Source organism: Pseudarthrobacter sp. fls2-241-R2A-127, from assembly GCF_030209355.1.
GTDB lineage: Bacteria > Actinomycetota > Actinomycetes > Actinomycetales > Micrococcaceae > Arthrobacter.
This window is the reverse complement of sequence record NZ_JARVSF010000012.1, coordinates 163,642-186,438: the sequence shown is the minus strand read 5'-3', so window position 1 is coordinate 186,438 and position 22,797 is coordinate 163,642. Positions and strand designations below refer to the sequence as shown.

Here is a 22,797-nt window from a genome sequence, read left to right as displayed (position 1 = left end):
TTTGGGGAGGACGGCCCCCCGTAAGTCCTGCCGCTCAGGCGAGGGCTGAGGTCAGCTCCTTGTCATTCGTTCCATCGGCGCCGGTGCGTCCGGCACGGATCAGGTCGGCACAGCGCTCGCCGATCATCATGACGGTGATGTTGGGGTTTACGGTGACGTGTTCGGGCATGACAGATGCATCGGCCACCCGGAGCCCGGTGACGCCCTTGACCCGCAGCTCGGGGTCCAGCGGCGACATGTCGTCGTCGGCCGGGCCCAGGCGGACGGTCCCGACCGGGTGGTAGACGGTGTTGTGGGTCTTGCGGATGTAGTCCTGCAGTTCCTCGTCCGTCTGCGCCTCGATGCCGGGCGAGAGTTCGCGGCCGGTCCATTCCGCCATGACGGGCTGGGCGGCGATCTCGCGGGCCTTGCGGATGCCGGCCACCATGACGCGCATGTCGTGGCCGTCCGGATCCGTGAAGTAGCGCGGGTCCACCATGGGCTTGTCGCGGAAGTCGCGGCTGCGCAGCCGCACCGTGCCGCGGGAGCGGGCATGGGTGACGTTCGGGGTCAGGCTGAAGCCGTTCTCGGTGGTGGGGTAGCCGTGCCGAAGGGTGTTCATGTCGAACGGGACGGAGCCGTAGTGCATCATCAGGTCGGGGCGGTCCAGGCCTTCCTCGGTGGGGGTGAAGATGCCGATTTCCCACCACTGCGTGGAGGTCTGCACCATCGGCTGCTTCGCCTCGAACTGCACCACGCCCTCGGGGTGGTCCTGCAGGTGCTCGCCCACGCCGGGGGAGTCCACCAGCACCTCGATGCCGTGCGCGGTGAGGTGTTCAGCCGGGCCGATGCCGGAGAGCATGAGCAGCTTGGGGGAGTCGATGGCGCCGGTGGACACGATGACTTCCCGGTGGGCGGTGAGCCGGTGGGTGCGGCCGAAGGCTCCGTCCACCACGTCCACGCCGGTGCAGCGCTTGTCCGCGTCGAACACCAGCTGGCGGGCGCGCAGCCCGGTCAGCAGGGTGAAGTTGGCGCGGTCCACGATGGGGTGGATGTAGGAGACCGAGCTGGAGGCGCGGGTGCCGTCCGCCTGCCGGTTGATCTGGAAGAAGTTGGCGCCGTTGACCACGGTGGTGCCGGTGTTGAACTTCGCGCGGGGAATGCCTGCCTGCTCGCAGGCGTCCAAAAGCGCGACGCCGGCAGGATCCGCCGGGGGCACGTTCATCAGGTGCACCGGGCCTGAGCCCCCGTGGTGGGGTGCGTCAGGTCCGGCGTCCTCGTTGGTTTCCAGCCGCTTGTACAGCGGCCACGCGGCGTCCGCGTTCCACCCGGTGGCGCCGTACTTGGACTCCCACTCGTCCAGGTCCTCGCGCGGAGCCCAGAAGGCGATGCAGGAATTGTGGCTGGAGCAGCCGCCCATCACCTTGGCGCGGGCGTGCCGCATGAAGGAGTTGCCGTTCTCCTGCGGCTCGATGGGGTAGTCCCAGTCGTAGCCGGATTCCAGCAGCTCCATCCAGCGGTCCAACTGGAGGATCTCGGGAAGGTTGCGGTCGTCCGGGCCTGCCTCGACGAGGGCGACGGTGACCTCCGGGTCTTCGCTGAGCCGTGCGGCGACGGCGGCGCCAGCGGACCCGCCGCCGATCACGACGTAGTCGAACCCGCGGTCGCTCACGTCCTCAATGTTGTCGTAGTGCATCTAGTTCTCCTTGCCGTGGTCAGCAAACCAGCCGGTAACCTGCGGGCTGGTGTTCTGGTAGATGTGCTTGGCTTCCTGGTATTCGGCCAGGCCGGTGGGGCCCAGCTCGCGGCCGACGCCGGACTGGCCGAAGCCGCCCCACTCGGCCTGGGGGAGGTAGGGGTGGTAGTCGTTGATCCAGATGGTGCCGTGCCGCAGCCTGCCCGCCACCCGCTGGGCCTTCCCGGCGTCCTGCGTCCAGACGGCCCCGGCCAGGCCGTAGATGGTGTCGTTGGCGATTGCCACGGCCTCATCCTCGGTTCGGAAGGTTTCCACCGTCACCACCGGGCCGAACGCCTCGTCGGTGACCACTGACATGCCGCGCTGCACCTGGTCCAGGATGGTGGGCAGGTAGTAGAACCCGGCGTCGTATTTCTCCCCGGAAGGCGCCGAGCCGCCGGTCCTCAGCCGGGCGCCTTCGGCGATGCCGCGCTGGACGTATTCGTGGACACTGTCGCGGTGTCCTGCCGAGATCAGCGGGCCGGTCTCGGCGTCGTCGTCGAAGGGGCCGCCCAGGCGGATGCCCTCAGCGCGGCGCACCAGTTCATCCACGAAGCGTTCGGCGATGGATTCCTCCACCACCAGGCGGGCGCCTGCGGAGCAGACCTGGCCGGAGTGGACGAAGGCACCGTTGAGCGCGTTGTCCACGGCGGCATCGAAGTCGGCGTCGGCGAAGATGACGTTCGGGTTCTTGCCGCCCAGTTCAAGCGCAATTTTCTTGACGGTGGCGGCGGCGGTGGCGGCGATGCGCTTGCCTGTTTCCAGTCCGCCGGTAAACGAGATGAGGTCGACGTCGGGGTGTTCGGACAGCGGTGCCCCAACCTTGGTGCCGGGTCCGGTGAGAAGGTTCGCGACACCGTCGGGCAGGCCCAGGTCCTGCATGAGCTGCATGCACAGGATGCTGGTGGAGGGGGTTAATTCGGCCGGCTTGAGGACGAAGGTGCAGCCGGCTGCCAGCGCGGGTGCGATCTTCCAGGCGGCCTGGAGGAGGGGGTAGTTCCACGGTGTGATGAGGCCGCAGACGCCGACCGGTTCATAGACGATCCGGCTGACGACGTCCTGATTCCCGGCGTCCACAACGCGGCCCGGCTGCTGGCCCGCGAGCCTGCCGAAGTACTCGAAGCAGGCGGCGATGTCATCGATGTCGATGCGGCTTTCCACCATGCGCTTACCGGTGTCCAGCGACTCGGCGCGGGCAAACTTTTCCCGGTGCTCCCGCAGGCCGGCGGCAACCTTGAGCAGGAACGTGCCGCGCTCGGGGGCCGGGACGGAAGACCACACTCCGGAGTCGAAGGCTGCCCGGGCCGCGGCAATGGCGCGTTCGGCGTCCTCGCGGTCGCCTTCGGACACCATGGCGACTACTTCGCCGTCGGCGGGGTTGCGGATCTCCCGGGCGGCGCCGGAGGCTGCCGGTTCCCAGCGGCCGTTGATGAACAGGGTGCGGGGCGTGTCGGGGAGGGCGCGTGCGGCGGCGTCTCCGTCTGCTGTGGCGTAAGTCATACCGAGCACAGTAATGGAGATTGAACGACTGTTCAATACTTTTCTTGAACAGTCGTTCAATGCTACGCCCGGCACTGCCCGCGTGGCAGGGCCGGTAGCCTCAGGCCAGGCCGGGTTCCGGGGAGGTCCCTGTGTCGTCCGGAACCGGCGCGAAGGCGATCTCCTCCGTACGGGCAATGCTCCGCTGGGTGGCAGCGCGGTCCACGCCGAGGAGGGCGGTCAACCACATCCCGTTTTGGATGACGACAATATCCGCGGCCCGATCCCTGCACGCCTTCCACGGGAGTTCGGGAATCGCATTGGACACCAGTGTGGCGAGCCCGTCCAGGTACCGGTCGAACGCGGCGGCGTTGATCTGGGCGTAATCCTCGTCGGCCCGGGCCAGGGCCCACAGGTGCAAGCGCAGTGACAGGTAGCGGGTGGTCAGTAAATCTGCGCCCGCCACCTGCCGCAGTGCTTGGCGCAACCGTTCATCGGGGGCCAGCGACGGGTCCGGGGCGACGAGCGCAACGTCATGCTCATCCACCCGGCGAAGGGCAGCCCGGATCAGGGTGGTCTTGTCGTCGTAGTAGTAGTTGACCAGGCCCAGCGCCACGCCGGCCTCGCGTGCCACGGCGCGCATGCTCACGCCCGAGATGCCGTGGCGGGACAGCAAATCCATCGCCGCATCAAGGATGCGGGTCTGCCTGTCCATCTGTTCGCCGGAGTTCACGGCACTGGTCCCCATCGGGCCAGACTATTGCCTAACCGGTCCGGAGCGCACTTTGCCGGGCCCACGGGCGGTTGAAACCAGCCTGCGGCGCCACAGAAAAATCCCCGCCGGGCAGGTCTTCGGGCGGGGATTCCTTCGTCGGCAGGCCGCCTATTTTTTAGGCAGGCCCGCCGGGTTCAGTTCGGACTTTTGCACGGCCTCGGAGGAGAGGCCCCAGCGGTCCAGGATTTTGGCGTAGGTGCCGTCGTCAATCAGGTGGTTCAGGGCTGCCTGCGCAGCAACTGCCAGCCCGTTGCCCTTCTTGGTGGTGAAGGCGATCTGCGCCGTCAGTGGCCAGCCGCCGTTCAGCGTGCCCACCTGCTTGGTCTTCCCGTCCTGCGCTGCCTTGTACGCCGCAGCGGCGTTGGGTCCGAACGTCAGGTCCGCACGTCCGGACTGGAGGGCCAGGCTGGAGGCGGAATCGTCGTCGTAATACTGGAACTGGACCGGCGCCAGGCCGTTCTTCTTGTTCTCCTCGTCCCAGCGCACCAGGATCGCTTCCTGGTTGGTGCCCGAGCCCACGATGATCCGCTTGCCCGCCACGTCCTTGGCTTCCTTGACCTCCCCGATATCGGAGTCGCTCTTGGCGTAGAAGCCCAGGAGGTCGTTGCGGTAGGTGGCGAAATCGAACTTTTCCTTGCGCGCCTCGGTGACGGTCACGTTGGACAGCACGGCCTCGTACTTGGAGGATTCGATGCCCAGCGGCCAGTCCGCCCAGGCGACGGGCAGGACCTCGACGTCCAGTCCCAGGGCCCCGCCCACGGCGTAGGCGATGTCAACCTCGCTGCCGATCAGGGTTTTGTTGTCCGTGGCGAACAGGCTCAACGGCGCGGCGCCGCCCGTGGTCACCACCGTGAGCTTGCCGTCGGCCTTGATGGCCTCAGGCACCAGGGCCGCCGCGGCGGCGTCCTTGGCCACCGGGAAGCGGTCCTGCTGCGGTGACAGGTTGAAGGTCCTGCCCGCGGCGCTGGCGGTGGACGACGACGGTGCTGTCGCCGCCGAAGCGCCCGGATCGGAGCAGGCAGCCAGTCCCAGCAGGGCCGAGACGGCAAGGGCCGCGACGGCGGCAGGCTTGGTTTGATGGGCATAGTTCCTCCTGGAAGGGGCCGAAAGATGCGGCGGGAGTGCGCGTTGCAGCAACTATCCGGCAGCTTCGGAGGGGGAATCAAAGGCCCGCGAAACCCTGGGATACGGGGAGTAACGGCGGTTCACCGGAGGACCGGCGGGGTCATATTTTGCGGCAGGTGACACGGCCGGAATACGGCAAAGAGGGGACCAGTTCAGTGTGTGAACTGGTCCCCTCTTCCGTTGCCTCGGAACTGTTGCCGCCTAGCTCAGCGCGGCCAGGACTTCCTTGGCCACGTCCTCGCTGGACTGCGGGTTCTGCCCGGTGATGAGGTTGCCGTCGCGCACCACGTTGGAGGACCAGGCCGCGCCGTTTTCGACGACGGCACCCTTCTCCTTGAGCGCGTCCTCCACCAGCCACGGGGTGTTCTCGCCCGTTCCGCCGCCGAGCTCTTCCTCGTTGGTGAAGACCGTCAGGCGCCGGCCCTTGAAAGCGAACCCGCCGTCGTCGTCCGTTGCGCTCAGCAGCCCCGCGGGACCGTGGCAGAACGGTGCAATGACCTTCCCGTCCTTGTTGGCTGCCACCAGCAGGCGGCCCAGGTCCGCGTCCTTGAACAGGTCGGCCATGGGGCCGTGGCCGCCGGGCATCACCACGGCGTCATAGCCGTTGATGTCGACGTCGGCGAGGACCAGCGGGTGCGCCAGCTCGCCGTCGATCTTGGCCAGGTAGTCGCGGAAACCCTGCGCGCGGTCCTCGCCGCCTGCCGATTCGGGGGCCAGGCTTACCTGGTCCACGGTGGGCTTCCTGCCGCCGGGGGTGGCGATGTGGACGGTGTTACCGGCATCGGTCAGGGTCTGGTGGGAGACCACCAGCTCCTCCGCCCAGTAGCCGGTGGGGTGTTCGCTGCCGTCCTTCATGGTGAGGGAATCGGCGGCCGAGACGACCATCAGGATGTTTGCCATGGTGTTTCTCCTGTCGTTGGGTTTCTACTTGCCGGCGGCTTCGAGCTCGGCGTACGTATCGTCGTCGAGCGTGAGGCCGGCGGCGGCCATGTTTTCTTCGAGGTGGGGAATGGAACCGGTGCCGGGGATGGGCATCATCACGGGGGAGCGGCGCAGCAGCCAGGACAGGGCCACCTGGGAGGTGGTGGCGCCCAGGCGCTTGGCGGCTTCATCCAGCGGGCCGCCCGGCTTGGCGAGCTCGCCCGCGGAAATGGGTGCCCACGGGATGAACCCGATGCCGTTTTCCTCCGAGTACCGCAGGACGTCCTCGGAGGACCGGTCGGTCAGGTTGTAACGGTTCTGGACCGTGGACACGGTGAAGTGCTTCCCGGCCGCTTCCAACTCCGCGACGCTCACCTGCGACAGGCCCAGGGCACGGACCTTGCCCTCGTCCTGGAGTTCGCGCAGCACGCCGAACTGCTCCTCGGCGTCCACCTTGGGATCGATCCTGTGCAGCTGCAGCAGGTCCAAGGTGTCCACCTTCAGCTTCCGCAGGCTCAGTTCCGTCTGCTGGCGCAGGTATTCGGGGCGGCCCACCGGGATCCACTTGTTGGGCCCGGTGCGGGTGAAGCCCACCTTGGTGGCGACCTTCAGTCCCTCCTTGTACGGGTGCAGGGCCTCCGCGATGATTTCCTCGCTGATGTTGGGGCCGTAGGAGTCGGCGGTGTCGATGAAATCCACGCCGAGCTCGACGGCGCGGCGCAGCACGGCCACGGCAGCGGCGCGGTCTGCGGGCTCACCCCACACCCCGTCACCGACGATGCGCATGGCACCGAAACCGAGCCGGTGCACGGTTCCCACGTCCTTGAGGTCGATCGTTGCGGACAGTTCCAGCTGCTTCGTTGAATCTTGGCTCATAGGGGCGGCAACCTCATAAGTGTGCTGAGTATTCCGCAGGCCGAAGAAATAAGCCGGGGGCCGCCGTCGTTATGCACCAAGTGCCCGCCGCAATCCGGCCGGCACCACCCTACGCAACGTTTTTGAAAGGCCGGCACCTGACGTGACTCTTCCCCTCTCCATCCTTGACCTGGCAACCATCGGCAAAGGCCAGACGGCGTCGGAGAGTTTCGCGGGCAGCGTGGCCATGGCGCAAAGCGCCGAGAAGCTGGGGTACCGGCGGGTCTGGTACGCGGAGCACCACAACATGTCCTCCATCGCCTCCTCCGCCACCAGCGTGCTGATTGCCCACGTGGCCGCGCACACCGAAAGCATCCGGCTGGGCGCCGGCGGCATCATGCTGCCCAACCACTCGCCGCTGACCATCGCCGAACAGTTCGGCACCCTGGAAACCCTTCACCCGGGCCGGATCGACCTGGGCCTGGGGCGGGCACCCGGCAGTGACCAGAACACCATGCGCGCCCTGCGCCGGGACCCGATGTCCGCGGACAGCTTCCCGCAGGATGTCCTGGAACTGCAGGGCTACCTGACCGGCCCCACCCGCATCCAGGGCGTCGAGGCCACCCCGGGCAAGGGGACCAACGTTCCGCTCTACATCCTGGGATCATCCCTGTTTGGCGCCCGGCTCGCCGCGCAGCTGGGCCTCCCGTACGCGTTCGCCTCGCACTTTGCCCCGGCCGCCCTGCAGGACGCCGTGGCCATCTACCGCCGCGAGTTCAAGCCCTCAGCCCAGCTCGACGCGCCGCACGTGATCGCCGGCGTCAACGTGATCGCCGCCGACTCGGCGTCCGAGGCCCAAGCCATGTTCCAGGCCACCAAGCGCGCACGCGTCTCGCTGTTCTTCGGCGGCGGCCGCGAGTTCACCGACGACGAAGCGGACATGGTCCTGGACTCCCCGCAGGGCCAGCACGTCGCCCAGATGATGCGCTACTCCGCCGTGGGCACGCCGGACGCCGTGGTGGACTACCTGGCTGATTTCGGCAAGCACGCCGACGCCGACGAACTCATCGTGGCGCACCAGAGCACCGGTACCGAGGCGCGGCTGCGCTCCGTCGAGTTGCTGGCCGAAGCCGCCGGACTGGCCCGGGTGGGCGCCTGAGGCTTTCGCCGCCGGGCCGGTGCGCTGCTTTTACACGGACGCAATAAAAGCGACTTTCGGGGGAAACCCCCGCGGCTGAAGATGGATACTGCCCCGTCAGGGATTGCTGGGATTTCCGGGCGGGGCACCAACCGGTAGTCCGCAGGCGATCCAGCGGCTGAGTTCCCGGCCTGGTTCTGCCTCGAAGGGGTACCTGGATGCCTACGCCGTTGAACCAAAGCGTGGCGGAATCCGCGCTGCTCACCCGTTCGCTCCCGCTGGAAATGCTCCGCGCCTTCATCCAGTCGGATGCCGCGGACAACGGGCTCACCCCCGCACTGCTGGCCGAACTCAAAGTACTGGCCCGCGTGCCCTCCCTTTTGGTGGCCTGCAACTACGGCGGGACCCTCTGCGAGGCCGAAGGAATCTCCACGGAGATCCTGCCCCTGGGCAACGCGGCCATCGCACTCCGCGCCCTGGCAGCCTTGCCCAACACGCATGCGGCGATCATTTCCGGCCGGTCCCTGCGCGACCTGGCGGCGGTGTCCCGGCTGCCCGTGGAGGTCCACCTGATCGGGTCGCACGGTGCGGAGTCGGACATGGGCTTCGCGCATGCCCAGAGCCTGGCCACCGAATCCGTCCTGCTCAAGGTCAACGCCGCGCTCAACGAGGCCGTGGGCTTCCAAGAGGGCATCTGGATCGAACGCAAGCCCGTGGCCGTTTCCGTCCACACCCGGCCCGCGCCGCCGGAGGTGGTCGAATCGGTCACGGAAACCGCCCGGGAAATCGCCCGCCTCCATGGCCTGTTCTTCATCGTGGACGGCTCCGTGCTGGACCTCTCCGTGGTGGAGCCGTCCAAGGCGGAAGCACTGGAAAGCCTCCGCTCCCGGCTCGGCGCCAGCGCCGCCATGTTCGCCGGTGACGCCTACAGCGACGAACTGGCCATCGCCACCCTCCGCGGACCGGACCTGGGGCTGCGGGTCGGGCCCGGGGAGACCGCCGCCGCCCACCGCGTCCGGGACCCCGAAGCCTTCGCCCGCGTCCTGGCCCTCCTCTTCGAACTGCGCCGGGCCTGGCTGTTCGGGGAGGACGCCGTCGGCCTGGAACGGCACTCGATGATCGGCAACGGCTCCTCCACCGCGCTGCTGACCCCGGACGCGAAGATCTGCTGGATGAGCCACCCGCTGCCGGACTCCGGATCCCTGTTTGCCCACATCCTGGGTGGCGACGCTGCCGGCCACTTCTCCGTGGAACCGGTCAAAGCCTCCCAGGTGCTGGGCCAACGGTACGTGGACAGCACCATGATCGTCGAAACCCGGTGGGCGGACGTGACGGTAACCGACTACCTGGAGCCCGCCCCGGACGGCATCACCAGCCTGGTGCGGGTGCTCTCCGGCCACGGCGCCGCGAGGATCACCTTCGCGCCCCGGCCGGACTACGCCAACGCCCCGTTCAGCATGGAAGCCCGCGGCGAGGAACTGCATGTGGTGGGCACGTCCGAGCCAATCATCCTGTTCGCGCCGGGGGTGACCTTCAGCATCGCCTCGGACGGCATCCACGCCACGGCCACGGCGTCGGTGAACCTGCAGGACGGCCCCGTGGTGTTGAACCTGCGCTGCGGCGATACCGAACCGCAGCCCGCGGATCCCGGCGGGGAAACGGAGCGTCGGGCCGCGGTTGCCCTGCACTCGCGGCAGTGGGTGCAGGACCTCGACCTGCCCTCCGTCAAACCCTCCCTGGTGCGACGATCCGCGCTGGTACTCCGTGCCCTGGTGCACCAGCCCACGGGCGCCGTCCTCGCCGCACCCACCACGTCCCTGCCCGAGGGCATCGGCGGGACACGGAACTGGGACTACCGGTACTGCTGGCTGCGCGATGGCTCCATGACAGTCAACGCGCTGGTGGACCTGGGTTCCACTGCCGAGGCCGCGGGCTTCCTGGACTGGCTGGGCCGCATCCTCGAACACGCCCCGGGCCCCGAATGGCTGCACCCCCTGTACTCGGTAACCGGCGCACCGCTCTCCACGGAGGCCGTCGTCGACAGCCTGCCGGGGTACGCGGGGTCCCGCCCGGTGCGGATCGGCAATGCGGCCGACCACCAGGTCCAGCTGGACGTCTTTGGGCCCGTCGCCGAACTGATCCACGCGCTCAGCGGGCGTGAGGGCTCGCTGGACGACGCCCACTGGGACCTGATGGTGCAGATGGCATCGGCCGTCCTGGCCCGCTGGCACGAACCGGACCACGGGATCTGGGAGGCCCGGCGCGCAGCCCGCCACCACGTCTACTCGAAAGTGATGTGCTGGGTCACCCTGGACCGGGCACTGCGGACGGCAGCGCGCCACGGCCGCCAGCCGGACCCGGCCTGGGCGCCCACGGCGGCAACCATCCGCGATGAGGTGCTCCGCGAGGGCTGGGACGAATCGGCCAGGTCCTACACCGTGGCCTACGACAGCCCGGACCTTGACGCCGCCGTCCTGCACATCGGACTCTCCGGCCTGCTGGAGGTCACCGACCAGCGCTTCCTGGACACCGTCACCGCCGTCGAACGGGAACTGCGGGTGGGCCCCACCGTGTTCCGTTACCGGTACGACGACGGCCTGCCGGGCCTGGAGGGCGGGTTCCACATCTGCACCACCTGGCTGATCGAGGCCTACGTGGCCGTGGGCCGCATCGACGAGGCCTGGGACCTGTTCGACCAGCTGGTGAACCTCTTCGGCCCCACCGGACTGCTCCCGGAAGAATACGATCCGGGCACCGAAACCCACCTCGGCAACCACCCGCAGGCCTACTCGCACCTGGGCTTCATCCGCTGCGCCCGGCTCCTGGACGCACACCAGGGCAGGCGCTAGCCGGTACGCGCCCCGGACGGGTGGCTAGAGTGGAGGTACCAGGCACCAAACACCGAAACGAGACCACTGATGACCGCCCGCGCCCAGGGAGTCGGGTTCCGTTCTGAACGGGGCCCCATCCTCATTGCCCTCATGCTGTCCACCGGACTGGTGGCCATCGACTCCACCATCGTCGCCACCGCAGTGCCGTCGATCGTCCGTGACGTGGGCGGCTTCTCCTCCTTCCCCTGGCTCTTCTCCGCCTACCTGCTGGCGCAGGCGGTCTCCGTGCCCATCTACGGCAAGCTCTCCGACATGGCCGGCCGCAAGCCGATCATCCTCACCGGCATCGGCTTGTTCCTGCTTGGCTCGGTCCTCTGCGGCCTGGCATGGAGCATGCCTTCGCTGATTGCCTTCCGGGCCCTGCAGGGACTCGGCGCCGGGGCGGTGCTGCCGGTTTCCGTGACCATCGCCGGTGACATCTACACCCTGCAGGAACGCGCCAAGGTCCAGGGCTACCTGGCCAGCGTGTGGGCCGTTTCCTCGGTGGTAGGCCCCAGCCTGGGCGGCATCTTCTCCGCGCTCGGCATCTGGCGCGGCATCTTCCTGGTCAACGTCCCGCTCTGCCTGTTGGCCGGCTGGATGCTGGTCCGCACCCTGCACGAAAACGTGGAACGTGCCAAGCACAAGGTGGATTATGCCGGCGCCGTGCTGCTGGCCGGATCCTTGGGCCTGCTCATCCTTGGCGCCCTGCAGGGCGGCCAGGCATGGGCGTGGAACTCGCCCATCAGCATTGGCGTGTTCGTGGTCGGCGGCGTGCTGCTGGTGGCATTCCTCCTCGTGGAGCGGCGCGCGGCGGAACCTATCCTCCCAGCCTGGGTGGTCTCCCGCCGCCTGCTGGCCACCACCGCGCTGGTCTCCTTCGGCGTCGGAGCGATGATGATCGGGCTGACTTCCTACGTGCCCACCTTCCTGGAAGGCGCGCTGTCCTCCTCGCCGCTGGTGGCCGGCCTGGCGCTCGCCGCGTTGACCCTCGGTTGGCCGCTCAGTGCCTCGCAGGCCGGGAAGTTCTACCTGCGGATCGGCTTCAAATCCACCGCCCTGATCGGCATTGCCATCGCGGTGGCGGGCCTGCTGATCCTGTCGCTGACTGCCGCCTCGCCCAATGTGGCGCTGATCGCGGTCAGCTGCTTCGTGGTGGGCCTTGGCCTGGGCCTGCTGGCCACCCCCACCCTGATCTCCGCCCAGTCCAGCGTGCCGTGGAACCAACGCGGCGTGGTGACCAGCACAAACATGTTTGCCCGGTCCATCGGCAGCGCCCTGGGCGTGGCCGTCTTCGGTGCCGTTGCCAACTCCATCTACGGCGGGAGCGGCGGCGGCGACGCCGATCCTGCCACGGTGATCAGCGCGTCCGGAGCCGTGTTCCTTGCCGCGCTCGTGGCCGGCCTGCTCACGGTGGCCGCGGTGCTGTCCATGCCCGCCATGAAGGCCGAAGACGGCGGCACACCCGATGCGGAGCCAGCCACCCAGGCGGAAGGGAGCTCCAGCCAGGCTTCCGCCCGCGGAGATGTTCCCGTAGACAAGCCCTAAGTGGGTCCTATTTGTTCTTTCCGCGCGCGGCTACGCGCCAGCGGTCCACGATCCTGCCGCCGCTGACGACAGTAAGGTCGTCAACGAGATTCACCGCCACGCATACGTGGTTCGGTATGACCCGTAACCGCTGTCCCAGAGCCGGGAGCTCCGCGTCTGCCGGCCAGACCACGGTCGCGTGATGTTCGGAGAGGGCGGTGATGCGTGCTTCGGGAAAGTCGAGCAGCCGTCCAAAGCCGGTGGCCCACGCAGGTCTGTCGCCGCCCAGGATTTTGCTGCCGGAGTCCAGGACGATCCTTCGTGGTATGACGTCGTCGCCCTCATGCCGGCTTACCACTGTTGCGGCGACGGTCAGTGCGATGTCTTCAGGGGCGCATCGTTCCAGTTCCAGCTGCTGGGCGTCCCCGAAGACGTAGACTCCTGGCCGGACCTCGGTGGCTACGGAATCACCGGTGATGGTGGCGGTGGGAGTTGAACCGCCGCTGCGGTGCCGGATGTCGAATCCTGCTTGTGTGAGCAGGTCCGAGGCCTGTTCGAGTGCCGACTGTTCTTCTTGGGTTGCTTTCAGGGGCATCCCGGGGGCGTAGCTGTGGCCCGGGAAGGTGAAGACGCCGCTGACCCTCAGGCCGGCGCGTGCCGCGGCGTGGGCCACGTCAACCACCGCACCGGGTGCGATTCCGCTTCGGTGATGGCCGCTGTCGATTTCCAGCAGCACGTCAAAGTCGCCGGCTGCGTCTTCCAAGGACGCTCCCATAGCTTGGGCGGCCTCCGGTGAATCCAGCCCTACTGAGATCTTTGTGGTGCCGGCAAGCCGGCGCAGGCGTTCGGCTTGGCGGGGACCCACCCAGATGGGGTAGGCGATGAAGATGTCGGCAGCTCCGTGTTCTGCAAACACTTCAGCCTCCCCGAGGGTCGCTACAGTGATGCCGACTGCACCGGCCGCCAGTTGCAGTTGCGCGATTTCGGGCACCTTGTGGGTTTTCACGTGGGGCCGGAGGCTCAAGCCTTTCGCGTGGACGGCAGCGGCCATGCGGTCGATGTTCCGCTGGAGCACATCCCTGTCCACCAGGATCTCTGGAGTGTCGACTTCTTCTGGGATTGTCATCACTGGTTCTCTTTCTCTAGGTCGGGCAGCGCCCGTTGACGCACCATGGGAGCCCCCTGTTTCCTTCAGTGCCGCTGGCGGGATGCCCTGAAGATGGCGGGGGCGTCCTGCGTCCCGGTGGCAAGGTCCGCGAGGATCCGGCCGATTACCGGCGTGAACTTGAAGCCGTGGCCGGAGAACCCTGCCCCGATCACCACTGGCCCCACCCGGTCCAGGACGAAATCCTCGTCCGGGGTGGTGGTGTAGGTGCAGCTGATGGCCTCGAACCGGTCGGCATCAACCCCCGGGAGCCACTCCCGCGCGTACGCCTGCAAGGCGGCGAGCTGGGTCGGCTCCGGCAGGAAATCCCGGCGGTCCGGGTCCACCACCGGGCCAACACCATGCCAGCCGGCCTTGATGCCCTCACCGGGAGTCTGCATGCCGTAAACGGGGGAGTACCAGCCCTGGTAGTCCGCGCCCGGGTAATGGTTGAATCCCGGCCACACTGCCCCGGCGTCTGCCACCCGGAAATGCGCCGGCTGCTCCTGCGTGACCCGCAGCGTCGGGATCCGGATGCGCTCCGTCCCGGCAAGCCTGCCCAGCAGCTTCTCCGTCCAGCCGCCGGCAGTCACCACGGCCTGGACTGCGGTGACCACCTCGGTGCCCGCGCCGGATTCGAGCGTCAGCCGCACGCCGTCGTCGAACACCTTGAAGTCCGCCACCTTGGTGTGGTGCCTGATGTCCGCGCCCCGGGCCGCTGCCAGCCGCTGGAACGCGGGCAGGGCGGCCTCCGGATTAAGCTGGCCGCCGTCCGGCATGTGCAGGACCTGCCGGTCGAAGCGGATGCCGCGCCACCGCTCACCGGCTTCCGCCGGCACCAGGAACTCGGCGCGGATCCCGGCCGACTCAAGCGCCGCGGCCACCTGCTGCGGGTCGAAGCCCGGGCCGTGGTTGACGATGCCCGTGCGCGCCAGCAACTGCTCGCCGCTCTCCTGCTCCAGCTCCTCCCACAGCGACAAACCCTCAGCCAGCATGGCCACGTAGTCCGGCTGGTGGTAGCCCGGATTCAGGTTCCGGGTGGCGCCATGCGAGGCGCCGATCTTGTGCCCGGGACCGAACTGCTCCACCAGCGTCACCTGGCGGCCGCGGCGTGAGAGCGCCCAGGCGGCGGCCGAGCCCATGGCGCCGCCGCCGATCACCACGGTGTCAAGAATGGTATTCATCAGCCCTCCAAGCTGGGGTCATGCGATCAAAAGCTACGCCAACAGGAGCGCGACGCCGATCATCGCCGGCACCGCCACCACGGTGGTGATCAGCACGGTGTCCTTGGCCACGGTGAGCCCGGTCTTGTAACGGCTGGCAGCGACGAACACGTTCTGGGCTGTGGGGAGCGACGAGGTGACCACCACCGCGAACAGGGCATGGCCGTCCATTCCCAGCGCGAAGCGGGCGAAAACGTAGGCAAGGGCCGGCTGGACGGCGAGCTTGAAAGCACTCGCCAGCAGGGTGTCCACCCGGCGCCCGGCGGAAGCCTGCAGGGGGCGGGTGCCGTTCAGGCTCATCCCGAAGGCGATCAGCATCGCGGGAATCGCGGCACCCCCAATCAGGTGGATGGGTTCCATTACCAGCGCCGGGACCTGGAATCCGGTGCCGGCCACCACCAGGCCCAGCGCGGAACCGACGATCATCGGGTTCCGCAGGATCATCAGCACAAACCGCAGGGGGGTAGTGCGGTGGGCGCTGGTGCTTGAATCCAGGACCATCAGGAACATCGGGGTGAAGAAAGCCAACTGGAAGATCAGCAGCGGTGCCACATAACTGGCATCACCCAAGACATATACCGCGATGGGAATACCCAGGTTGGCGGAGTTCGCCAGCGAGGCGGACATGGCGGACATCAGCGATTCCGGGAGGGCGCGTTTGAGCCAGAACCGGGCAACCAGGAAGAAGATTGAGGCCGTGGTGATCGCGGCCACCGCCGTCACCAGCAGAGGCTGGGCAAAGACTTCCTGGAGGCGCGCCTTGCTCAGGGTTTCAAAGAGCAGCGCCGGGCTGGCCACAAAGAAGGTGAGGCCGCTCAGCACCGGGCGGGCGTTCTCGCCGAGGATCTTTTGCCGGCCGACAAACCATCCCACCAGGATGATGCACCAGACCACGAAAAATCCTGCCAGGACCCCTAGCACGGGATCCCTCCGCGGCGGCGGGAGCGTCTACCGGACTTCACGCTCCGGGTTCAGAGGGTGGCGTTGTTCAGCGCGAACGGCGGACGCATCATGCCGGCGGTGAGGCCCTCGGCGGGATCGTTGCCCAGCTGGATGATCCGGTTGTCCCGGTCCACGTGGACCACGCGGGGCTCGTACGCCTTGGCTTCCTGGGTGGTCATCTGGGCATAGGTGATCAGGATAACAATGTCGTTCTCGTGCATGAGGTGCGCCGCTGCACCATTGATGCCGATCACGCCGGAGCCGCGTTCACCGGCAATGGTGTAGGTCTCCAGCCGTGCCCCGTTGGTGACGTCCACGATGGACACCAGCTCGCCGGGAAGGATGTCCGCAGCCTCAAGCAGGTCAAGGTCAACGGTGACCGAACCGACGTAGTGCAGGTCGGCGTGCGTGACGGTGGCCCGGTGGATTTTGGACTTGAACATTGTTCGATTCATAACGGATCCAGTCTAGACCTGTGCCCCCTCACCCCGCAGTGACGCAGGAAACACATCAGTCACGGACGCCTGCAAGTACGCGGACGACGACGGCGGGTCACCGGGCGTCGTTCCCCGCCACCGCTGCGGCTGCTGCAGCAAGGGTCTCCCTCGCAGCCAGGATGGCCGGGCGCTGCGTGCTGGAACGGCGGACCGAGGTGAAGATGGTGCGGTGGGGCTTGCCGGGAAGCTCCAGGAGTTGGGCGGTGGTGCCACGGCCGGTCCACACCAGGTCCGGCATCAGCGCCACGGCGTTGCCGGACTCGATCAGGCGGGCCTGGGCCTGCAGGTCGGCGGTTTCAAAGCGGACGTCGGGCTCGAACCCGGCGCTGCGGCAGGCCTGCTCCGCCCAGTGGCGGGACGCGGCACCCCGCGGTTCCATGACCCAGGCGAGGTCCGCCGTGTCCGCCAGCGAACGGATGGCCGGGCCGCCGTCGGACGCAGGGGGAACTGCCAGCCGGATGGCATCGGTGGTCAGCTTTACCCGGTCCAGTTCGGGGTAGCGCGGTGCGGCGTGGCCCGGGTACTGCTCCGCGATGACCAGGTCGAAGTCCCGCGCCCACGTCTCGTGCAGCGCCGTCTCCGGCTCCCGCTGGATCATCTCGATCCGCACCTCGGGGTAGGCGGCGGCCATGCGCGTCAAGGTGTCCGGCATCAGCGCCAGCGCCGCCGATTGGAAAACTGCGATCCGTACCGTGCCGGTCACCGTGGTCAAGGATGCGGCCAGGTCCGCTTCGGCCTGTTCCATGGTTTCGAGCAGTTGCGCGGTGTGTGCCACGAGCACCTCGGCCTGGGGCGTGAGCTGCACGCGGCGACCGGTTTTCCGGAGCAGCTCGACGCCAACTTCCTTCTCCAGGAGCGCCAGCTGCTGAGACACCGACGACGGGCTGTACTGGAGTGCCTCGGCCACCTCCGCGAGGGTTCCGCGGATGCTCAATTCGCGCAGGAGCCGCAGCCGGCGGACGTCAAGCATAGCGGATTCCTAACTGAAACTAATGAATATTGGTTAGAAGGATTCACTTTATCTAATGCAAGTGCCCACGCATACTGTTGGAACCGAGTTACCCCCGTCACAGCCAATCACTTGGCGTGCCGCGGCGGGGTCGCCCCAAAGCAGGAGTTTCTGATGAGTAGAGACATGACCCAGTCGATTATGCGGCGCAAGCCCATCGACGACATCGAAGAAGAAAGCAAGCACAGCGGCCTTTTCAAGTCCCTCGGGCTGTGGCAGCTCACCGCCATCGGTGTTGGCGGCATTATCGGCGTCGGCATCTTCTCCCTCGCGGGACTGGTGGCGGCCGGCAGCGAAGGAACTCCCGGGGTGGGGCCCGCGGTACTGATCTCCTTCCTGATCGCAGGCCTCGCCTCCGCGGCTGCGGCACTCTCGTACGCGGAATTCGCCGGCATGATCCCCCGCGCCGGCTCCGCCTACACCTATGGGTATGTTGCCCTCGGCGAGGTCATTGGCTGGTTCATCGGCTGGGACCTGCTGCTGGAATACATCGCGATCGTCGCTGTGGTGGCCATCGGCATCTCCGGCTACCTGGACGCCTTCCTCGCCGGCATCGGCATCCACCTGCCGGCCTGGATGACCTCCACCTTTGACGAAGGCAAGGGCGGCATTATCAATGTCCCCGCCATTCTGGTCTGCCTCTTGGTCACCTGGATCCTGTCCCGCGGCACCAAGGCGTTCGGCCGGTTCGAACTCGTGGCTGTGGGCATCAAGGTGGTGCTGATCCTCTTCATCATCGGCCTGGGCGTGTTCTACATCGACACCAACAACTACAACCCGTTCATGCCCAGCGGGTTCGGCCCCGTGGTTGCCGGCTCCGCCACGGTCTTCTTCGCCGTGTTCGGCTATGACGCCATGAGCACCGCGGCCGAGGAAGCCAAGGACGGCAAGAAGCACATGCCCAAGGCCATCGTGCTCTCGCTCATCATTGCCATGCTGCTTTATGTCGCCGCCACGCTTGTCCTCACGGGCATGCAGAACTACAAGGACATCGACCCCAAGGCTGGCTTCGCGTCGGCCTTCACGTCCGTGGGGCTGCCGGTCATTGCCACGATCATTTCGGTGTTCGCCGTGCTGTCCATCCTCACCGTGATGCTCACCTTCCTCCTGGGCGTGACCCGCGTCTGGTTCTCCATGAGCCGCGACGGCCTGCTCCCGGGCTGGTTCGCGAAGACGGACCGCAACGGCACGCCCCAGCGCGTCACCTGGATCGGCGGCATCGCGTCCGCGTTCCTGGCCGGAGTCTTCCCCATCAAGGCGGTGGCCGACCTGACCAACATCGGCATCCTGGCCGCGTTCGTCGTCGTCTGCCTGTCCGTGATCATCTTCCGTTACAAGCGGCCCGATGCCCCCCGCACCTTCCGGCTGCCCCTGATGCCCGTGATCCCGGCGTTCGGTGTCCTGGCCTCGGCCTTCCTGATGCTGCAGTTGCACTGGGAAACCTGGCTGCGGTTCGTGGTGTGGCTCATCATCGGCTTGGTGATTTACTTCGGTTACGGCCGCAAGCACTCGCTGATGAACCCCAACAGCCCGCGCCACCAGGAACTCGCGGACATGCACCGCCCCCTCACCTGACCCCGCCCCCGACGCGCCATCACCTACCGCACGTTTCCCCCCCACGCCCCATCACCTACCGCACGTTTTCCTACAACGCGTTATCAGGTGACGCGGCGTCCTGCCGAACCCTCTCCCACATTCCGTGGGGGAGGGTTCGCTGCTTCCGATAGAAGGTGATGGCGCGTCGGGTGTTGGCTGGCGTCAGGTGATGGCGCGTTGGGTGTTTGTGCGCATCGGGTGGTGGGGCGTCGGGTGTTGGGTGGCGTCAGGTGATGGCGCGTCGGGTGTTTGGCGGCGTCAGGTGGTGGGGCGTTCGGCGACGCGAAAAGCATTGGTTTTTCTAACCTGTATACGTTGGAAAAGATCGCTTTATCTTATGTGATTCGAAGCTCATACTGGTGGAAAGACCTCCTCCCAACCCCAGGAAAGATCGGGAAAACCATGACCCACGTTGCAATGGAACCGGCAGTCTCAGTCCCTGCCACGCCGCAGACGGTCGACGTCGATGTCCCCCAGGCGAAGGCTCTCGCCGACGAAGCGGTCGCCTTGGTGCGCCGCTGGCTGACGGAAGCCTCAAAGGTTCCCGTTGACCCTTCTGCCGAGCAGCTCGCCGGCGTCCTGAAGGACCCCAACGGCCTGGAATTCACCGTCGGGTTCGTGGACGGCGTAGTCCGTCCCGAAGACCTGAACGTTGCCGCCCGGAACCTTGCCAAGCTGGCGCCGAAGGTTCCGGCCTTCCTGCCCTGGTACATGCGCAGCGCCGTGGCCCTCGGCGGCACCATGGCCCCCGCCCTGCCCCAGGTGGTCATTCCGATCGCCCGCAAGGTCCTGCGGGAAATGGTGGGCCACCTGATCGTTGACGCCACCGACGCCAAGCTGGGCCCCGCCATCGCCAAGATTAAGAAGGACGGCATCAAGCTCAACGTCAACCTCCTGGGCGAGGCCGTCCTCGGCGAGCACGAAGCCTCCCGCCGGCTCGAGGGCACGCACACGCTGCTGGCCCGCCCCGACGTCGACTACGTCTCCATCAAGGTTTCCTCCACCGTGGCACCGCATTCCGCCTGGGCCTTCGACGAGGCCGTGGAACACGTCGTCGAAAAGCTCACCCCGCTGTTCCAGCGCGCTGCCTCCTTCGCCGGCCCGGGCAAGAAGGCCAAATTCATCAACCTGGACATGGAGGAGTACAAGGACCTGGACATGACCATCGCGGTCTTCACCAGGATCCTGGACAAGCCGGAGTTCAAGGACCTCGAAGCCGGCATTGTGCTGCAGGCCTACCTCCCGGACGCCCTGTCCGCCATGATCCGCCTGCAGGACTGGGCCGCCGGGCGCCGCGCCAAGGGCGGGGCCGGCATCAAGGTCCGCGTGGTCAAGGGCGCCAACCTTCCCATGGAGCAGGTGGAATCGTCCCTCCACGACTGGCCGCTGGCCACTTGGGGCTCCAAGCAGGACTCGGACACCAGCTACAAGCGGGTCATCAACTACGCACTGCACCCGGACCGCATCAAGAACATCCGGATCGGCGTGGCCGGCCACAACCTGTTCGACATCGCCTTCGCCTGGTTGTTGGCCAAGCAGCGCGGCATTGCGGATACCGCACAGCAGAACATCGAGTTCGAAATGCTGCTGGGCATGGCGCAGGGCCAGGCCGAGGCCGTCAAGAAGGACGTCGGCTCCCTCCTGCTCTACACCCCGGTGGTGCACCCGGCCGAGTTCGACGTCGCCATCGCCTACCTGATCCGCCGCCTCGAAGAGGGCGCCAGCCAGGACAACTTCATGTCCGCCGTGTTCGAGCTCAGCGAGAACGAGGGGCTGTTCGAGCGCGAAAAGCAGCGCTTCCTCGCCTCGCTGGAGGCCCTGGACAACACCGTTCCGCTGCCGAACCGCCGCCAGGACCGCAGCCTGCCGCCGGTGCCGATGCCGCACACCGGTTTCGACAACACCCCGGACACCGACCCGTCCCTGCCGGCAAACCGCGACTGGGGCCGGGCCATCCTGGACCGGGTCCCGTCCTCCACCCTCGGCAACGCCTCGGTCAAGGCCGCGTTCATCAACGATGAAGCCAAGCTCAATGCGGCCATCGAAACCGCCGTCGAAAAGGGCAAGGCCTGGGGTGCGCTGTCCGGCGCCGAGCGGGCCGAGATCCTGCACCGGGCCGGCGACGCGCTGGAGGCCCGCCGCGCCGACCTGCTCGAGGTCATGGCCAGCGAGACCGGCAAGACCATCGACCAGGGCGATCCCGAGGTCAGCGAAGCCGTGGACTTCGCCCACTACTACGCCGAGTCCGCACGCAGGCTGGACACCATCGACGGCGCCACGTTCGTTCCTGCCAAGCTCACCGTGGTCACCCCGCCCTGGAACTTCCCGGTGGCCATCCCGGCAGGGTCCACCCTTGCGGCACTCGCCGCCGGCTCCGCCGTCGTGATCAAGCCCGCCAAGCAGGCGGCACGCAGCGGTGCCGTGATGGTCGAAGCGCTGTGGGAAGCCGGCGTCCCCAAGGACGTCCTGACCATGGTGCAGCTGGGGGAGCGCGAACTGGGAACGCAGCTGATCAGCCACCCGGCCGTGGACCGCGTGATCCTCACCGGCGGCTACGAGACCGCCGAGCTGTTCCGCTCCTTCCGCAAGGACCTGCCGCTGCTGGCCGAAACCAGCGGCAAGAACGCCATCATTGTTACCCCCAGCGCCGACCTGGACCTGGCCGCCAAGGACGTGGCCTACTCCGCGTTCGGCCACGCCGGCCAGAAGTGCTCCGCGGCCTCGCTGGTGATCCTGGTGGGCTCCGTGGCCACGTCCAAGCGCTTCCACAACCAGCTGATCGACGCAGTGACCTCACTCAAGGTGGGCTACCCGCAGGATCCCACCAGCCAGATGGGTCCGATCATCGAGCCCGCCAACGGCAAGCTCCTCAACGCCCTCACCACCCTGGGCGAAGGCGAAAGCTGGGCCGTGGAACCGACAAAGCTCGACGACACCGGCCGGCTCTGGAGCCCCGGCGTGCGCTACGGCGTCAAGCGCGGTTCCTACTTCCACCTCACCGAGTTCTTCGGGCCCGTCCTGGGCGTGATGACCGCCGCGACGCTGGAAGAAGCCATCGCCATCCAGAACCAGATCGAGTACGGCCTCACCGCGGGTTTGCACTCCCTCAACTCCGAGGAACTGGGCACCTGGCTGGACACCATCCAGGCCGGAAACCTCTACGTGAACCGCGGCATCACCGGCGCGATCGTGCAGCGGCAGCCGTTCGGCGGCTGGAAGAAATCCGCCGTGGGCGCCGGCACCAAGGCGGGGGGCCCCAACTACCTGGCCGGCCTGGGCGACTGGGTGCCTGCCACCAGCACCGCCACCGCTTCGGTGACCCACCCGGGTGTGCGCCGGATCCTCGATGCGGCGGGCAGCGCCATCGAGGCCACCGGGCTGGAGTCCCTCCAGCGGGCCTTGGCATCCGACGCCGCAGCCTGGGCTGAAGAGTTCGGCACCGCCAAGGACGTCTCGGGTTTGAGCGCGGAACGCAACATCTTCCGCTACCGGAACCTCCCGGTCACCATCCGCCTCTCCGAAGGTGCCCCGCTGGCGCACCTCATCCGGACCGTGGCGGCCGGCGTGCTGGCAGGCTCGGCACTCACCGTCTCCACCGCCGTCGAACTTCCGGCCCGGCTGCGCGCCGTGCTCACCGCGCAGGACATTGACGTGACGGTGGAGTCCGACGCCGGCTGGCTGGCTGCGGCAGGACGCCTCGCCTCCGCGGGCAAGCTGTCCGGCGGCCGGATCCGGCTGATCGGCGGCGACGCCTCCGCGCTTGCCGACGTGACGGGCGGACGGCCCGACCTTGCGGTGTACGCCCACCCGGTCACGGAAGCCGGGCGGGTGGAGCTGCTGCCGTTCCTGCACGAGCAGGCCGTGAGCATCACCGCGCACCGGTTCGGAACTCCTAACCACCTCTCCGACGCCCTGATCTAGGCCCGGCACAAAAAGACCGGTGGTGAGCTTGCTGCTGCAAGCTCACCACCGGTCTTTTAGT

At 67.4% G+C, this 22,797-nt stretch carries 16 protein-coding genes; 5 read left to right on the top strand and 11 right to left on the bottom strand.

The genetic code is table 11. The features are described from left to right. Positions 1–34: 34 nt before the first annotated feature. From QRN53_RS10075 to QRN53_RS10050, 6 genes are all read right to left on the bottom strand, one after another. The gene (locus tag QRN53_RS10075; RefSeq protein ID WP_285243873.1) at positions 35–1,675 is read right to left on the bottom strand and encodes a GMC family oxidoreductase; all 1,641 of its coding nucleotides are present in this window, start codon (positions 1,673–1,675) and stop codon (positions 35–37) included. Beyond that, positions 1,676–3,214, bottom strand: coding sequence for an aldehyde dehydrogenase family protein (locus QRN53_RS10070; protein WP_285243872.1), 1,539 nt, complete (start codon positions 3,212–3,214; stop codon positions 1,676–1,678). A gap of 100 nt (positions 3,215–3,314) precedes the next feature. After that, the gene (locus QRN53_RS10065) at positions 3,315–3,941 is read right to left on the bottom strand and encodes a TetR/AcrR family transcriptional regulator (RefSeq protein WP_285243871.1); all 627 of its coding nucleotides are present in this window, start codon (positions 3,939–3,941) and stop codon (positions 3,315–3,317) included. A gap of 135 nt (positions 3,942–4,076) precedes the next feature. After that, positions 4,077–5,003 (bottom strand): ABC transporter substrate-binding protein, encoded by a 927-nt coding sequence (locus tag QRN53_RS10060; protein WP_285243911.1) that lies wholly within the window; start codon positions 5,001–5,003, stop codon positions 4,077–4,079. A 291-nt stretch (positions 5,004–5,294) separates the two neighbouring features. Further along, on the bottom strand, positions 5,295–5,993 hold the full coding sequence (locus tag QRN53_RS10055) for a type 1 glutamine amidotransferase domain-containing protein (protein ID WP_285243870.1): 699 nt from the start codon (positions 5,991–5,993) through the stop codon (positions 5,295–5,297). 24 nt (positions 5,994–6,017) lie between these two features. Continuing rightward, positions 6,018–6,890: an aldo/keto reductase gene (locus QRN53_RS10050; protein ID WP_285243869.1), complete on the bottom strand. Its 873-nt coding sequence runs from the start codon at positions 6,888–6,890 to the stop codon at positions 6,018–6,020. Positions 6,891–7,032: 142 nt separating this feature from the next. Here QRN53_RS10050 and QRN53_RS10045 point away from each other — a divergent pair, with 142 nt between their 5' ends. From QRN53_RS10045 to QRN53_RS10035, 3 genes are all read left to right on the top strand, one after another. Then, a complete protein-coding gene (locus tag QRN53_RS10045) occupies positions 7,033–8,028 on the top strand; it encodes an LLM class flavin-dependent oxidoreductase (protein ID WP_285243868.1) in 996 nt (331 codons plus the stop codon). 197 nt (positions 8,029–8,225) lie between these two features. Next, positions 8,226–10,856, top strand: a complete 2,631-nt coding sequence (locus QRN53_RS10040) for a trehalase-like domain-containing protein (RefSeq protein WP_285243867.1) — start codon at positions 8,226–8,228, stop codon at positions 10,854–10,856. A gap of 69 nt (positions 10,857–10,925) precedes the next feature. Further along, positions 10,926–12,425, top strand: coding sequence for an MFS transporter (locus tag QRN53_RS10035; protein WP_285243866.1), 1,500 nt, complete (start codon positions 10,926–10,928; stop codon positions 12,423–12,425). 7 nt (positions 12,426–12,432) lie between these two features. Here QRN53_RS10035 and QRN53_RS10030 read toward each other — a convergent pair whose 3' ends face one another. From QRN53_RS10030 to QRN53_RS10010, 5 genes are all read right to left on the bottom strand, one after another. Beyond that, the gene (locus QRN53_RS10030) at positions 12,433–13,533 is read right to left on the bottom strand and encodes a D-TA family PLP-dependent enzyme (protein WP_285243865.1); all 1,101 of its coding nucleotides are present in this window, start codon (positions 13,531–13,533) and stop codon (positions 12,433–12,435) included. A 62-nt stretch (positions 13,534–13,595) separates the two neighbouring features. Continuing rightward, complete coding sequence (locus QRN53_RS10025) at positions 13,596–14,732, bottom strand: FAD-dependent oxidoreductase (protein WP_285243864.1); 1,137 nt, start codon at positions 14,730–14,732, stop codon at positions 13,596–13,598. Between the two features lie 33 nt (positions 14,733–14,765). Continuing rightward, on the bottom strand, positions 14,766–15,692 hold the full coding sequence (locus QRN53_RS10020; RefSeq protein ID WP_285243863.1) for an AEC family transporter: 927 nt from the start codon (positions 15,690–15,692) through the stop codon (positions 14,766–14,768). Between the two features lie 50 nt (positions 15,693–15,742). Continuing rightward, positions 15,743–16,168 carry an aspartate 1-decarboxylase gene (gene panD / locus QRN53_RS10015; protein WP_285243862.1) on the bottom strand — a complete coding sequence of 142 codons (426 nt, stop codon included), beginning with the start codon at positions 16,166–16,168 and terminating at the stop codon, positions 15,743–15,745. Between the two features lie 97 nt (positions 16,169–16,265). Then, positions 16,266–17,180, bottom strand: coding sequence for a LysR substrate-binding domain-containing protein (locus QRN53_RS10010; protein ID WP_285243861.1), 915 nt, complete (start codon positions 17,178–17,180; stop codon positions 16,266–16,268). Positions 17,181–17,345: 165 nt separating this feature from the next. On the opposite strand from QRN53_RS10010, the gene QRN53_RS10005 reads away from it, so the two are divergent. Further along, the gene (locus QRN53_RS10005) at positions 17,346–18,794 is read left to right on the top strand and encodes an amino acid permease (protein WP_285243910.1); all 1,449 of its coding nucleotides are present in this window, start codon (positions 17,346–17,348) and stop codon (positions 18,792–18,794) included. A 423-nt stretch (positions 18,795–19,217) separates the two neighbouring features. Then, complete coding sequence (locus tag QRN53_RS10000) at positions 19,218–22,736, top strand: bifunctional proline dehydrogenase/L-glutamate gamma-semialdehyde dehydrogenase (protein WP_285243860.1); 3,519 nt, start codon at positions 19,218–19,220, stop codon at positions 22,734–22,736. Positions 22,737–22,797: the final 61 nt, after the last annotated feature.